This window comes from Corynebacterium sp. p3-SID1194 (assembly GCF_025144155.1).
Classification (GTDB): domain Bacteria; phylum Actinomycetota; class Actinomycetes; order Mycobacteriales; family Mycobacteriaceae; genus Corynebacterium.
In genome coordinates, this window is sequence record NZ_JALXWY010000007.1 from 15,636 (window position 1) to 28,742 (window position 13,107).

Consider the following 13,107-nt stretch of genomic DNA (forward strand, 5'->3'; position numbering starts at 1 on the left):
CCGGATGACATGCATCAGGGGGCAACAACTATTCGTCGATAAGCGAAAATGCGCTAGATATCGAGGAAGCGGACGTCCTTTGCCTTGCGCGTGATGAACGAGCGGCGGGCGGCGACATCGTCGCCCATGAGGATGGAGAAGAGCTCGTCGGCGCGCTGGGCGTCCTCCAGGTCCACACGGCGCAGCACGCGGTGCTCCTTGTCCAGCGTGGTCTCCCAGAGCTCACCCGCGTTCATCTCACCCAGACCCTTGTAGCGCTGGATGCCGTCATCGGTGTTGATCTTGCGGCCTGCGTTCAGGCCGGCCTCGAGCTCAGCGTCGCGCTCAGCGTCACTGAAGGCGTAGCCCGGCTCGCCCTTGGCCCACTTCAGCTTGTACAGCGGCGGGTTAGCCAAGTACACGTGACCGTTGGCGATCAGGTCCGGCATGAGGCGGTAAAGCAGCGTGAGCAGCAGCGTCGCAATGTGCTGGCCGTCGACGTCCGCATCCGCCATGAGGACGATCTTGTGGTAGCGCAGCTTCGAGATATCGAACTCATCGTTGATGCCCGTGCCCAGCGCGGTGATGATCGCCTGCACCTCGTTATTGTTCAGCACACGATCGAGGCGGGCCTTCTCCACGTTCAGGATCTTGCCGCGCAGCGGAAGGATCGCCTGGTACATCGAGTCGCGGCCTTGCTTCGCGGAACCGCCAGCGGAGTCGCCCTCCACGATGAACAGCTCGGAGACTGTCGGGTCCTTCGAACGGCAGTCGGCGAGCTTGCCCGGCAAGCCGCCGAGATCCGTGGCGGACTTGCGGCGCACGGACTCGCGGGCCTTGCGCGCGGCCTCACGTGCCTGGGAGGAGGACACGGCCTTTTTAATGATGACCTTGGCCTCAGCCGGGTTCGCGTCGAACCAGTCGTTGAGGTGCTCGTTCACCGCACGCTGAACAAAGCCCTTGATCTCCGAGTTGCCCAGCTTGGTCTTCGTCTGGCCCTCGAACTGCGGGTCACCCACGCGCACGGACACGACCGCGGACAGGCCTTCGCGGCAGTCGTCGCCGGTGAGGTTCGGATCCTTGTCCTTGATCAGCTTGTGCTCGCGTGCATAGCGGTTCATAAGCGTGGTCAGCGCCGCGCGGAAACCTTCCTCGTGGGTGCCGCCCTCGTGCGTGCTGATGGTGTTGGCGAAGGTGTGCACCGACTCCTTGAACCCGCCATTCCACTGCATGGCGATCTCGAGTTCGTGGTCCTTGCCCTTCACGTCGAAGCCGACCACCGTCGGGTGAATCGCCGTCTTGTTGCGGTTCAAGTAGTTCACGTAATCGATCAGACCGTTCGGGTAGAAGAACGTGACCTTCTTTTCGCGCTTCTTCTTCGTGTCCGGCGCGACGCCTGTCTCATCGTCGCTGTCCTCAGTCTTCTCCGTCTCGCTGTCGGCGCCCTCGGACTCAGCGTCGTCAAAGAAATCTCCTTCGATGACCTGGGCGGTATCGCCTTCCTCGGCGATTGCCTCGAGCTCCAGCTCCTCGTCGGAGACGCGCTCGTCCTTCAGGGTGATAGTCAGGCCCTTGTTAAGGAATGCCATCTCCTGCAGACGGCGGGAAATCGTGTCGTAGTCGAAATCGACCGACTCGAAGATCTCCGGGTCCGGCCAAAACCGGATCGTCGTACCGGTGCCGCGGGCGCTATCGCCCTCCACCAAATCCTCAGGGATCGCGTTGGTGAACTTCTGGTACCAGTGCTTGCCGTCGCGCTTGATGTCCGCCTCAACGCGGGTGGACAGCGCGTTCACCACGGAAATACCCACACCGTGCAGGCCGCCGGAAACCGCGTAGGACTCCGAGTCGAACTTGCCGCCGGCGTGCAGCTGCGTCATGACGACCTGGACGGTCGGCGCGCCCGACGGGTGCATCTCCACCGGAATGCCACGGCCGTTGTCAATGACCTGGACACCGCCGTCTGCCAGCAGTGTCACCTCGACCTTGTCCGCGTAGCCAGCCATGGCTTCGTCGACGGAGTTGTCCACGACCTCCCACACCAAGTGGTGCAGGCCGCGCACACCGGTAGAGCCGATGTACATGCCGGGGCGCTTGCGCACGGCCTCCAATCCCTCAAGGATGGTGATCGATGACGCGTCATAATGCGGTTGTTGTTCGGCCACTTTCCCGAAACTCTCCTGTCACGGCGTGAATACGTCTTTAACCCATGTCATCTTACACGGTTGTGGTCCCCCACAGCTGCAGCGCCAGCTTCAGCGACAGGGTGTTTCACGCGCGTTTTCTTTGGTTGGCTCTTATCCATACGTATCCCGCGGCCCGCGGCCCTTCACGTGCAGGGGCCCGTAACGCCAATTCTTGGTCTTCGGCGGGTAGACATGCAGCTTCGTGATCACGCCGGGACCGATCTTCTCCGCGATCTGGGACAGCACCGTGGACTGCATGTACTTCAGGTTCGTCGCCCAGGCGGTCTGGTCGCAGGAGATAAACAGTTCGCCGTCTTTGATCATGCTGACTTCGGTGTGCTGCGCGATCTTCTCCCCCACGAGCGCTTCCCAGTTACCCATCACCCAGCCGTGGGCGATCGGTTCGGTCCATTCGCGCTGCGAAATCTCTTTTTTCAGCAACGATCCGAAGCCGGCGACTGTGTATTCCCGCTGCAGAGGACGCCCGTCGGGGCCGGTCGGGCGACCCCGCTGGAACTTTTTCTTTTTCGTCGGCTCAGGCGTGAGGTCCAAGCCCGGCACGGAGATCTCCGGCGTTGCGGGTTCGTCCGCACCCATCGCCACGGCGAGCTTGCCCACCGAGCGGCGCGGCACGACATTCTTTCCCTGCCCCGACAGCCGCGGAACCTTCCCGCCGCGGCGTTTCGCGGTAGCGCGGAGATTCTCGAACGTGGCGCGGACCAGGTCTGGTTCTTCCGGTCGCGTCACGGGGCTTCCTCGATCCGCGACACGCGCCGCCCGTCGTCGCTGTCCTCCATGACGACGCCGTAGCGCGCGGAGACATGGTCGTCGAGATTTTCAGGCAGGTCGTCGCCGACAGCGGCAGTGATGAGCACTTGCTCAGCCTTCTCCGCCACAGACACAAGTCGCTGACGGCGCTTGGCGTCGAGTTCAGCGAAGACATCGTCCAAGATCAGCACAGGTTCCGCGCCATCGGATGCCAGCAGCGCGTACTCCGCCAAGTGCAGCGACAGCGCGAACGACCAAGTCTCGCCGTGGCTCGCGTACCCCTTCGCCGGCTGGTCACCCAACATCAGCACGAGGTCGTCGCGGTGCGGGCCGACCAGCGTCGTACCCCGGTCGATCTCCTCCTTGCGCCGCCGCGACAGCTCAGTGAGAAAAGCGGCCTCAAGAATCTCCGGGTCATCACTATCAACGCCAGCGAGCTTATCGACGCCCCCATCCACCGTCGACACATAACTAATGCTCGCCGGCCGCGACTCCGGCGCCACCGAGGCATATGCGTCATGGACGGGTTGGGCGAGCTCCCCCACCAGCTTTTTCCGTCCTGCGATCACCTGCGCGCCAAGGGAGGCCAACTGCATATCCCAGGCGTCGAGGGTGGACAGCGCGCTCGCGCCTTGGTCGTCGTTGTAGCCCCGGCGCAGCAGCATATTCTGCGAACGCAGCAGAGCATTGCGCTGGCGCAGGACCTTGTCGTAATCGGCTTTCGCCCCGCCGAAGCGCGGCGTTCGGATGGCGGCCAGCCCGTCTAGGAAGCGGCGCCGCTCCCCCGGCTCGCCCACGACAAGCGCCAAATCCTCCGGCGCGAAAACCACTGTGCGCAAAACCCCGAGAATTTCCCGTGGCGTTTTCAGCCGGGTGCGGTTGATCTGCGCCTGGTTGGCTTCTTTCGGCTTGATCAGCAGGTGGGTCGTCAGCTCTCGCCCTTCGTTGACCGTAGTGACCGAGACCCGGGCATTCTGCGCACCCGCTCGCACCAGCGGCTGGTCTTGGGAGACGCGGTGACTGGACAGCGTCGCCGAGTAGATGACCGCCTCGACGATATTGGTCTTGCCGTGGCCGTTGCGGCCGGAGAAGACTGTGACTCCTTTATCCAGCGCGAGATTCAGCTCCGGCCAGGAGCGGAAATCACGCAGATCGAGTTCACGGACAAACACGTGCTATCCCGGCAGGCGCACCGGCATGAGCAGGTAGGTGAAGTCCGTCGCCGGAGTCTCAAACGTGCCGTCCGCTCCTGCTTCCGGCATTTCCTCCGGCTCCGGAATCATGATCGCCGGGCGGGATGCCTCAGTGAAACCGAAAACGACGCGCTTCGTCGGAATGACGCTCAGGCCGTCGCGCAGGTAGCCGGAGTTGAAGGCGATGAGCAATTCATCAGCGCCGGTGAAAGCGCACTGCAGCGACTCGGTCGCCTCACCGGAATCAGCTCCGGAGGCGTACAACGAGACCTCGCCCGGCTTGAAATGCATGCGCAGCTGCGCGTTGCGGTCGGCGACAAGGCTCACGCGTCGGATCGCTTCCACCAGCGGAGCGATCTCCACTGAGGCCATCGAGGTGTGCGTTTTCGGCAGCAACGGCTGAATATTCGGGAATTCCGCGTCCAGCATGCGAGTCGTGGTCTCGCGGTTCTGTGAGTGCAGGCCGAACAGGCCGTCACCGCCGACATTCTCGCCGGTGCCCACCGCGATCTCCACCGGATCCTGCAGGTGGGAATCCAGGGTGCGCGCGTTGTCCAGCAGCGTCTTCGCCGGAACCAGCAGCTTCGCCTGAACGTCGTTGGCTACCGGATCCCATTCCAGGGAGCGCAGCGCCAGACGGAAACGGTCGGTGGCGGCTAGCTTGACCTGGTTGCCTGCAATTTCCATGTGCACGCCCGTGAGCATCGGCAGCGTGTCGTCGCGGCCGGCAGCAGATGCGACCTGGGTGACAGCGTTGACGAAAGTCGAGGTGTCCAGCGTGCCGGTCACCTCCGGCAGTTCAGGCAGCACCGGGTAGTCGTCGAGCGGCATGAGCGGCAGCTCGAAGCGCGCGGAGCCGCCCTGCAGAAGCAGACGCGAATTGTCCACGGATACCTCGACCGGCTTGGCCGGCATATTTGAGACGATGTCCGCCATGAGCTTGCCAGCAACAGCCACACGGCCAGGCTCTGCGACTTCAGCGCTGATGCGCACGCGAGTGGAGACTTCGTAATCGAAGCCTGCCAACTCCAAACCGGTGTCATCTGCCGTGATCACCACGGCGCGGAGCACAGGCTGGGTGTTCTTCGTCGGCAAGTTCCGTGCCACCCATGCGACGGCATCCGAAAGATCGTCTTTGTGCACGCGGAATGACACGTTGTTGTCGTCCATGGTCCTCGTTGCTCCTTGCTAGCGCTGCCGGTCATCGTCAGGTGAGCTCATGTCCAACTCACCTTAAGCGGTGCGTGGTTTCGCCTCAACGGAAGGCTGCCCATAGTCGCGCATTGTCATTCGCTTCGGTGTCGGCAGCCCGGCGGAGTTGTCCCCACGCTCTCTTTCTCTTGGTTTCAATACTAGGAAAAAGATTAGGAGTAACAGTAAGCGTTGTGCAGTCTGTGGATCTCAGCTCGTTGGTGCATGTCGGATCGGCGTGTCGCTTGTGGGGAGCGGGTGTGCAATTTCTGTGGATAACTCGGCGATGTTGTGGATAACTTTCTCGAGGTCTTCGTTTCCCACAGCGGACGCGTGAAATTCCACCGCCAAATCACAACCTTCTCCCGCGTCTGTGGAAAGCGGATTTCGGCTGTGGAGAAGCCAGAAGTGACCAACTCCACTTAATTACAACCGTGGAATTACACAGGTGTGTATAACTCTGTGGATAACTTGATCGCTGTAAAAACCTGCAATTCATGGGCAACAAAAAGCGCCATTGAGGGGGTGTTTCCCTCAATGGCGTGAGTGCGACGTCGATAAGCGCCGTGCTTGTTCGTGATTACCGTTTGTGACTAGCGCGCGCGAACGCGATTCTTGATGATCTGGGTGAGCTCCTGGATCTCGTCGTATGTTTCGCGGTTTTCCGTCATTTCCTTGCGGATCTTGCGGTCGGCGTACATCACCGTCGTGTGGTCCTTGCCGCCGAATTCCTGGCCGATCTTCGGCAGAGACAGATCTGTGAGCTCGCGGCACAGATACATGGCCAACTGGCGGGCGTGCGCGACAACGCGCGTTTTGCCGGCGCCGGTGAGCTTGTCCATCGGGACGCGGAAGAATTCCGCTGCGGCTTCCTTGATTGTCTCCGCCGTGATCGTCACATCCCCTTCATCCGGGAGGATGTCGCGGAGCGCGACTTGGGCGACGTCGAGCGTAATCGGCTCGTTGATCAGCGATGAATACGCCGACACCCTGATCAAAGCGCCCTCGAGCTCGCGGATGGAGGACTCGAATTGCGAAGCGATGAGCTCGAGGACGTCCTCGCTCACTCGCGTGCCGTCGGCTGCGGCTTTCTTCATCAAAATCGCAATGCGCGTCTCCAGATCCGGCGGTTGAATATCCGTGATCAACCCGCCCTCAAAGCGCGTGCGAAGGCGATCTTCCAGCGTGGTCAGCTGCTTCGGCGGACGGTCGGACGACAAAATGATCTGCTTATTCGACTGGTGCAGGGCATTGAACGTGTGGAAGAACTCTTCCTGCGTACCTTCCTTGCCTTCCAAGAACTGGATGTCGTCGACCATGAGGATGTCCAAGTCGCGGTAGCGGCGCTTAAAAGATTCCTGCCGGTCGTCGCGCACGGAGTTGATGTAGTCGTTGGTGAACTCTTCCGAGGAGACGTACTTGATGCGCAAGTTTGGCTGAAGCACCTGGGCGTAATTGCCTGCGGCGTGCAGCAAGTGCGTCTTGCCCAGGCCGGATCCGCCCCAGATGAACAGCGGGTTGTAGGCGCGGGCAGGATTCTCTGCGACAGCGACGGCGGCGCCGTTAGCGAAGCGGTTGGAAGAGCCGATGACGAAATTCTCGAAGGTGTACTTCGGGTTCAGGCTCATCTCCCGGTCGGGATCATGCGCCGGTTTCTCACGCGGAATGCGCTGCGGCGCCGCGACGATTGGGTGGCTCGATTGCTGGCGGGAGGATTCCTCGACCGGGTTCTCCTGTTGCTGCGCATGAATGCGCGCGAGCTCGTCAAGGCCCATCGGCAACTGCTCCCCCGCCAACGGCGACGGATTCGCCGGCCGCGTCGGTGCTTGCTGCGGCGTCATCGGAAAAGCCGGCTCCGAATAGGTGCTGTACCAGTCATCGGCGGAGCTGTCGGTGTGCTGCGTGTGCTGCGGAGCTGGCTGTTCCTGCGGCGCTGGTTGCGGTTCGGGTGCTGGCGCATTCACTGAAACGGCGAGGTTGCAGGGCTGACCCATATGGTGGCTGAGCAGTTCCACGATATAGGGGCCCAAATTATTCTCCACGACATTCTTCGCGGCCGCGTGGGGCGCGGAGAGAATGCAGTAGCCGTCGACGAGCATGACGGGTGTGACCAGCTGCAGGTATGCGCGGTCGCCCGGGCTGAACGTGGGAACGTGGGAATTCGGGCGTTCGGACAGGTTGAGCAGTTCGGCGACAATGTCTTGCCACAGAGCATTCAAACTCTGCTGGTCGTGTGCCATGAAAGCCTGCTTTCCCTCATATAAATCCCAACAATCAGCCCGCGGCGCACACGGGATCCCCCGGTTCCGGGCCGTGCGTGCCGCGGGCTATTCACAACTCACAGGAGTGTGAACATCGCCCTGAACATGTGAATTCACAATGTTATCCACAGGGTGACTCGAAGTTTATCCACAAGACATTCATCTTGCTGTGGATAACCCCCTGGAGCCAAATTACCGCCCTTGACCTCGTGTTTTACCGCATCTTTCGATTAAGCCTCAAGGTCTGATTGAGGTTTATCCACAGCGGTGGTGGAAATTTTCCTGTGAAGTTGTGGTGATAAAGCTTTCTTACCCTGCTCCGCCGCCGACTGTCTAGGCGACCGATCCGTGGCCGAGGCCTTGTCCGCGGCGTATGAGAAAGCACGTTCGACACCCCCACCGGTCCTGTGCAGGCTACGTCGGCGTGTCGCGGTTTGACCTGCGGAAAAACACATTGTTGTAATTTCGGGGGTGAACGAATTTCGGGTCAACTACCCCCGCGCGTCGATTTGGCCGGTGCGACGACGATCACGTATCCTGGCATGGTCTGTCGCACTCTGTGACCTCTGCGGTTCCGCGGAAGTCGGGGTGTGCGTGAGAGCATCATCAGCGCCGAGCACCGGGCCGCCCGTGTTGGCGAGTCAGCGCAGATAATGTATGCCACCAGCGAGTTCGCTGTAAGAGCATCTCACTTACATGTTTTGAAAATGGCTGCCTCTTCCCGGGAAGGCGCACGCACCGCAAAATTCGGTGTGCGCCGCTGGCCGCCGCATAGATTGCAAGGAGTACCCCGCCATGTCTAAGCGGACTTTCCAGCCGAATAACCGCCGTCGTGCACGCAAGCACGGCTTCCGTACCCGCATGAACACCCGTGCTGGCCGCGCCATCGTTTCCGCGCGCCGCCGCAAGGGCCGTTCCAAGCTCACTGCCTAGTTCTTCTAGGCTCGTCTCGAGCGCGCTGTGCTGCCCCGTGCCCACAAGCTCACCTCGTCCGCGGAATTCCGCCGGGTGATCTCTAAGGGCGGGCGCGCAGGCACCCGCACCCTCGTGGTGCACTATTACACCCGAACCGACACCGTCATCTCTGGCGGCCCGCGGTTCGGGTTAATTGTGTCTAAGCAGGTGGGCAACGCCGTTGCCCGTCACCGTCTGTCGCGGCAGTTGCGACACCTGTGCATGGAAGTCGCTGGGTCGCTCGACCGGGAAGTGGACATTGTCATCCGTGCCCTTCCGGCGGGTGCCGGCGCCACGAGTGTGCAACTGCTGGCGGACTTGGAATCAGGTGTATCGCGGGCCCGCAAGAAAGCAGCCGCGCGCTCATGACCGATTTCGAGCATTTCAATACTGACGGTGAGCGCATCCCCGCACCTTCCGGCCCCATGGGCGCGGCTGTGGTGCGGTGCGTGCGGCTTTACCAAAAACATTTCTCACCCCTTAAGATGGGATCGACGTGCCGCTTCGAGCCGACCTGCAGTGCGTACGCGCTAGAAGCGGTGTCCCGGCATGGAGCAGCCCGCGGTGGCCTCCTCGCGCTTGTGCGCCTAGCCAAGTGCGGGCCTTGGCATCCCGGCGGCTACGACCCCGTACCTATGAACAGGAGTTAGACAACCGGTGCTGAATTTCATCTATTGGCCCATTTCCGCGGTGCTGTGGTTCTGGCACAAGGTCTTCGGCTACATTTTCTCGCCGGATTCCGGTGTGTCCTGGCTGCTGGCTATCGTGTTCCTGACCTTCACCATCCGTATCTTCCTGGTCAAACCGATGGTGAACCAGCTGCGCGCCGGCCGCAAGATGCAGGAAATCCAGCCGAAGATGCAGGAAATCCGCACCAAATACGCCAAGGACCAGCAGAAACAGGCGCAGGAAATGCAGCGCCTGTACAAGGAAGCCAACATGAACCCGCTGGCCAGCTGCATTGTGCCGCTGGTGCAGATGCCGGTGTTCATTGGCCTGTTGCACGTGCTGCGCTCTTTTAACCGCACAGGCACCTCCGGCGGCGGTTTGGGCATGACCGTGGAGGAGAACCGCAACACCGCGAACTACATCTTCTCCCCGGAAGATGTCCAGTCCTTCCTGGATGCCCGTGTCTTCGGGGTTCCGCTGTCGTCGTACATGTCTATGCCGGAAGAGCAGTTCGCGGCGTTCGCCCCGGCGGACTTCACCCGCACTGAAATCATCATGGTGGCCCTGCCGATGGTCATCGCCTGTGTGCTGCTGACACACTTCAACGCGCGCATGTCCATGAGCCGCCAGCGCGAGCGCATGGCCAAGCGCAAGGCTGAGCAGGCGGCTGCCGGCAAGAAGCCGGACCAGACCGGTCCGGGCTCGCCGGAAATGATGGAAATGCAGATGAAGACCATGAACGGCATGATGCTGTGGTTCCTCCCAGCAACCCTGCTGGTCACTGGTGCTTTTTGGCACATCGGTCTGCTCACCTACATGTTGTCCAACAATATCTGGACCTTCTTCCAGACCAAGATTGTCTACGCCAAGATGGACAAGGAAGAGGCGGAAGAGGAAGAGGCCAAGCGCGAGGCGAAGCGTGCTTCCGCACCGGTCGCCGGTGCCCGTACGGTGGACAACCGCTCCAAGAAACAGCGTCAGCGCGATGCCGCGAAGCAGCGCGCGAACAATAATCACCCGGAAAACGACACGGAAAAGTCCGTGGCGAATGAGCCGGAGAGCAAGCCGTCGGACAAGGCTGATCCGGATGGGGATTCCAATGTCGGCCTCAAGCCCAAGCCGGGAGCTAAGCCGAATAACCCGAAGAAGGGCAAGAAGAAGAAAAAGAAGAAAGGGAAATAAGGCACATGCCTGAGCACACGCCTGAGTGGGAGACCGCGCCCGCCGCAGCTGCCGAGATCTTCGGCGACCGGCTGCCGCTCGCGCAGGCCTATCACGATTCCCTGGCCACCACCGCGGCGGAGCGCGGTTTCATCGGCCCGAAGGAAGTCTCCCGCCTGTGGAGCCGCCACGTGCTCAATTGCGCGGTCATCGCCGAGGCCTTCGACGAGGGCCAAAGCGTTGCGGACATCGGTTCCGGCGCGGGCCTACCGGGCATTCCCTTGGCCATCGCTCGCCCGGATTTGCAGATCACGCTCATCGAGCCGTTGCTGAAGCGCTCGACGTACCTCAGCGAGATCACCGCAGAACTCGGACTCGATAACGTCACGGTTGTCCGCGGGCGTGCAGAAGAGCAGAAAAAGATGCTTTTCGACGTCACCACCTCCCGCGCCGTTGCCCCCTTGGGCAAGCTCGCTGGCTGGTCCCTTCCCCTCGTGCGTCCCAGCGGTTCTATGACCGCGATGAAAGGTGCGAGCGTGGCAGAGGAATTGGAGCGCGATGCCGCCATGATCACCAAGGCCCGCGGTACGGATGCGGAGATCCTCACTGTCGGTGAGGGCTTGCTGGAACAACCCACCACCTTGATCCGCATTAAGCGGGCGGGGTAACGGATGTTCGGTCGCTTTACTAATCTGACACTGACTGATATTGAGAGTGACGGGAGGCCACGTGGACGACGAGCAGTGGGATGACACCCCGATTGCTGCGGCGGCTCGCCGTGCGGCGCAGATGAATAACGGCCGCTCTACTGTTCCGAAGCCGGATCAACCGCGCCTGATCACTGTGGCAAACCAGAAGGGCGGCGTGGGCAAGACCACCACGTCGGTGAACCTCGCGGCATCGCTGGCCAAGCTGGGCTGCAAGGTGCTCGTGGTGGATTTGGACCCCCAGGGCAATGCGTCCACCGCGCTGGGTGCCGGCCACCGTGACGGCGAGACATCGAGTTATGAGCTTCTCATCGGTGCTGCGGGTCCGGCAGAGGCTCTGCAGCGCTCCGGGGACAACGACAATTTGTGGTGCATTCCCGCGACCATCGACTTGGCTGGCGCTGAGATTGAGCTGGTCAGTCTGGTCCGGCGCGAGTACCGCTTGGCAGATGCGTTGCGCGGTGGATTTCTTGAGGAGCACGGCTTCGATTACGTCTTTGTGGACTGCCCGCCGTCGCTCGGTCTGCTCACCATCAACGCGATGAATGCTGTGGATGAGGTGCTCATTCCGATCCAGTGCGAGTATTACGCACTCGAGGGTGTGGGCCAGCTGCTGAATAACATCACGATGATCCGCGGCGCTTTGAACCCGAGCCTGCACATCTCTGCAGTGCTGTTGACGATGTATGACGCCCGTACGAAGCTGTCGGAGCAGGTCGCCGAGGAGGTCCGTGGCCAGTTCGGGGATGTGGTGATGCGCAATATGATTCCGCGATCGGTGAAGGTGTCGGAGGCGCCGGGTTACGGCCAGACCGTGATCGAGTACGACCCAGGCTCGCGCGGTGCGCTGGCATATTTCGATGCCGCGCGTGAATTGGCTACCCGCGGCGACTATCAGCCGCATGAAACGACGGGGCCGATCGGTGTGAGCCCCGAGATTTTCGCTCAGTTGGGCGAGGAGGACGAGTAGAGCTATGGCAGAGCAACGCAAGGGCGGCCTGGGACGCGGGCTGGCGGCGCTGATCCCGTCGAATCCGGACCACCACCAGAAGACGGGCCCGCTTGGTGATGGCGCGGCTGACGTGATCATCGGCGGGAATAAGGGCGCGCGGGATGAAAACAGCAAGCCCAAGAAGAAGAAACAGGTCAAGGGCGCTCCGACGATTCCCGGTGCGCCGACTATGAGCCGACCTTCTTCCGTGCCGGCGGCAATGGTGACGGAGAAGAACGATTCTTTCGGCGCTTCCTACCAGGAGATCCCGATCGGGGATATTTTCCCGAACGCGAAGCAGCCGCGTACTCAATTCGACGAAGACGAGCTGGCTGAGCTGGTTCACTCCGTCAAGGAATTCGGTCTGCTTCAGCCGATCGTGGTTCGCCCGGCGAAGGACGGCTATGAGCTGATCATGGGTGAGCGCCGCTGGCGCGCGTCCTCGAAGGCTGGCCTGAAGCGCATTCCGGCGATCGTGCGCGAGACATCCGATGAGGATATGCTCCGCGACGCTCTTCTGGAGAATATCCACCGAGTGCAGCTCAATCCGCTGGAAGAGGCCGCCGCGTACCAGCAGCTGCTCGATGAATTCGGCGTCACCCAGGAGCAGCTCGCCGACCGCCTTGGCCGCTCCCGCCCGGTGATCACCAACTCGATCCGCCTGCTGAACCTGCCTGTGCCGGTGCAGCGCCGTGTTGCCGCTGGTGTTCTGAGTGCCGGCCACGCCCGCGCGCTCCTCGGAGTGAAGGTGGGCCCGGAGGCCCAAGAGCAGCTCGCGGACCGCATCGTCGCCGAGGGCCTGTCCGTCCGCGCGACGGAGGAGGCCGTGACCCTGCTCAACCGTCAGGGCGCCTTGCCGGACAAGCCGAAGCGCGAGCCGACGCCGCAGCCGGAATTCCTCACCCAGGCAGCTGACCGCTTGGCCGATGAGTGGGACACCAAAGTCTCGGTGACCATGGGCAAGCGCAAGGGAAAGATCGTCGTCGAATTCGGTGACCGCGAGGATTTCGAGCGCATCATGTCGCTCATCGAGGGCACGGACTAGCC

12 protein-coding genes are annotated in these 13,107 nt (G+C 61.7%); 7 read left to right on the forward strand and 5 right to left on the reverse strand.

Features of this window, described 5'->3' with window-relative positions:
- Positions 1-53: 53 nt before the first annotated feature.
- The 5 genes from gyrB to dnaA all read right to left on the reverse strand — a co-directional run bounded on the left by gyrB (position 54) and on the right by dnaA (position 7,557).
- On the reverse strand, positions 54-2,144 hold the full coding sequence (gene gyrB / locus M3G19_RS06375) for a DNA topoisomerase (ATP-hydrolyzing) subunit B (protein WP_259901639.1): 2,091 nt from the start codon (positions 2,142-2,144) through the stop codon (positions 54-56).
- 132 nt (positions 2,145-2,276) lie between these two features.
- Positions 2,277-2,912 (reverse strand): DciA family protein, encoded by a 636-nt coding sequence (locus tag M3G19_RS06380; protein ID WP_259901640.1) that lies wholly within the window; start codon positions 2,910-2,912, stop codon positions 2,277-2,279.
- Positions 2,909-4,105: a DNA replication/repair protein RecF gene (gene recF, locus M3G19_RS06385; protein ID WP_259901642.1), complete on the reverse strand. Its 1,197-nt coding sequence runs from the start codon at positions 4,103-4,105 to the stop codon at positions 2,909-2,911. Before recF ends, M3G19_RS06380 begins: the two co-directional genes overlap by 4 nt.
- A gap of 3 nt (positions 4,106-4,108) precedes the next feature.
- Positions 4,109-5,296, reverse strand: a complete 1,188-nt coding sequence (gene dnaN, locus M3G19_RS06390; RefSeq protein WP_259901650.1) for a DNA polymerase III subunit beta — start codon at positions 5,294-5,296, stop codon at positions 4,109-4,111.
- Positions 5,297-5,910: 614 nt separating this feature from the next.
- Positions 5,911-7,557 carry a chromosomal replication initiator protein DnaA gene (dnaA, locus tag M3G19_RS06395; RefSeq protein WP_259901652.1) on the reverse strand — a complete coding sequence of 549 codons (1,647 nt, stop codon included), beginning with the start codon at positions 7,555-7,557 and terminating at the stop codon, positions 5,911-5,913.
- A gap of 816 nt (positions 7,558-8,373) precedes the next feature.
- Between dnaA and rpmH the strand changes: the two genes are divergently transcribed.
- From rpmH to M3G19_RS06430, 7 genes are all read left to right on the forward strand, one after another.
- Entirely contained in the window at positions 8,374-8,511 is a 138-nt protein-coding gene (rpmH, locus tag M3G19_RS06400) for a 50S ribosomal protein L34 (RefSeq protein ID WP_076598259.1), read from the forward strand.
- Between the two features lie 27 nt (positions 8,512-8,538).
- Positions 8,539-8,901 (forward strand): ribonuclease P protein component, encoded by a 363-nt coding sequence (gene rnpA, locus M3G19_RS06405; protein ID WP_259901660.1) that lies wholly within the window; start codon positions 8,539-8,541, stop codon positions 8,899-8,901.
- A gap of 56 nt (positions 8,902-8,957) precedes the next feature.
- Positions 8,958-9,182, forward strand: coding sequence for a membrane protein insertion efficiency factor YidD (gene yidD, locus M3G19_RS06410; protein WP_259901833.1), 225 nt, complete (start codon positions 8,958-8,960; stop codon positions 9,180-9,182).
- A 7-nt stretch (positions 9,183-9,189) separates the two neighbouring features.
- On the forward strand, positions 9,190-10,383 hold the full coding sequence (gene yidC / locus M3G19_RS06415; RefSeq protein WP_259901662.1) for a membrane protein insertase YidC: 1,194 nt from the start codon (positions 9,190-9,192) through the stop codon (positions 10,381-10,383).
- 5 nt (positions 10,384-10,388) lie between these two features.
- Entirely contained in the window at positions 10,389-11,030 is a 642-nt protein-coding gene (gene rsmG / locus M3G19_RS06420; protein ID WP_259901667.1) for a 16S rRNA (guanine(527)-N(7))-methyltransferase RsmG, read from the forward strand.
- A 61-nt stretch (positions 11,031-11,091) separates the two neighbouring features.
- Positions 11,092-12,039, forward strand: coding sequence for a ParA family protein (locus tag M3G19_RS06425; protein ID WP_311198339.1), 948 nt, complete (start codon positions 11,092-11,094; stop codon positions 12,037-12,039).
- Positions 12,040-12,043: 4 nt separating this feature from the next.
- A complete protein-coding gene (locus M3G19_RS06430; protein ID WP_259901672.1) occupies positions 12,044-13,105 on the forward strand; it encodes a ParB/RepB/Spo0J family partition protein in 1,062 nt (353 codons plus the stop codon).
- Positions 13,106-13,107 lie beyond the last annotated feature (2 nt).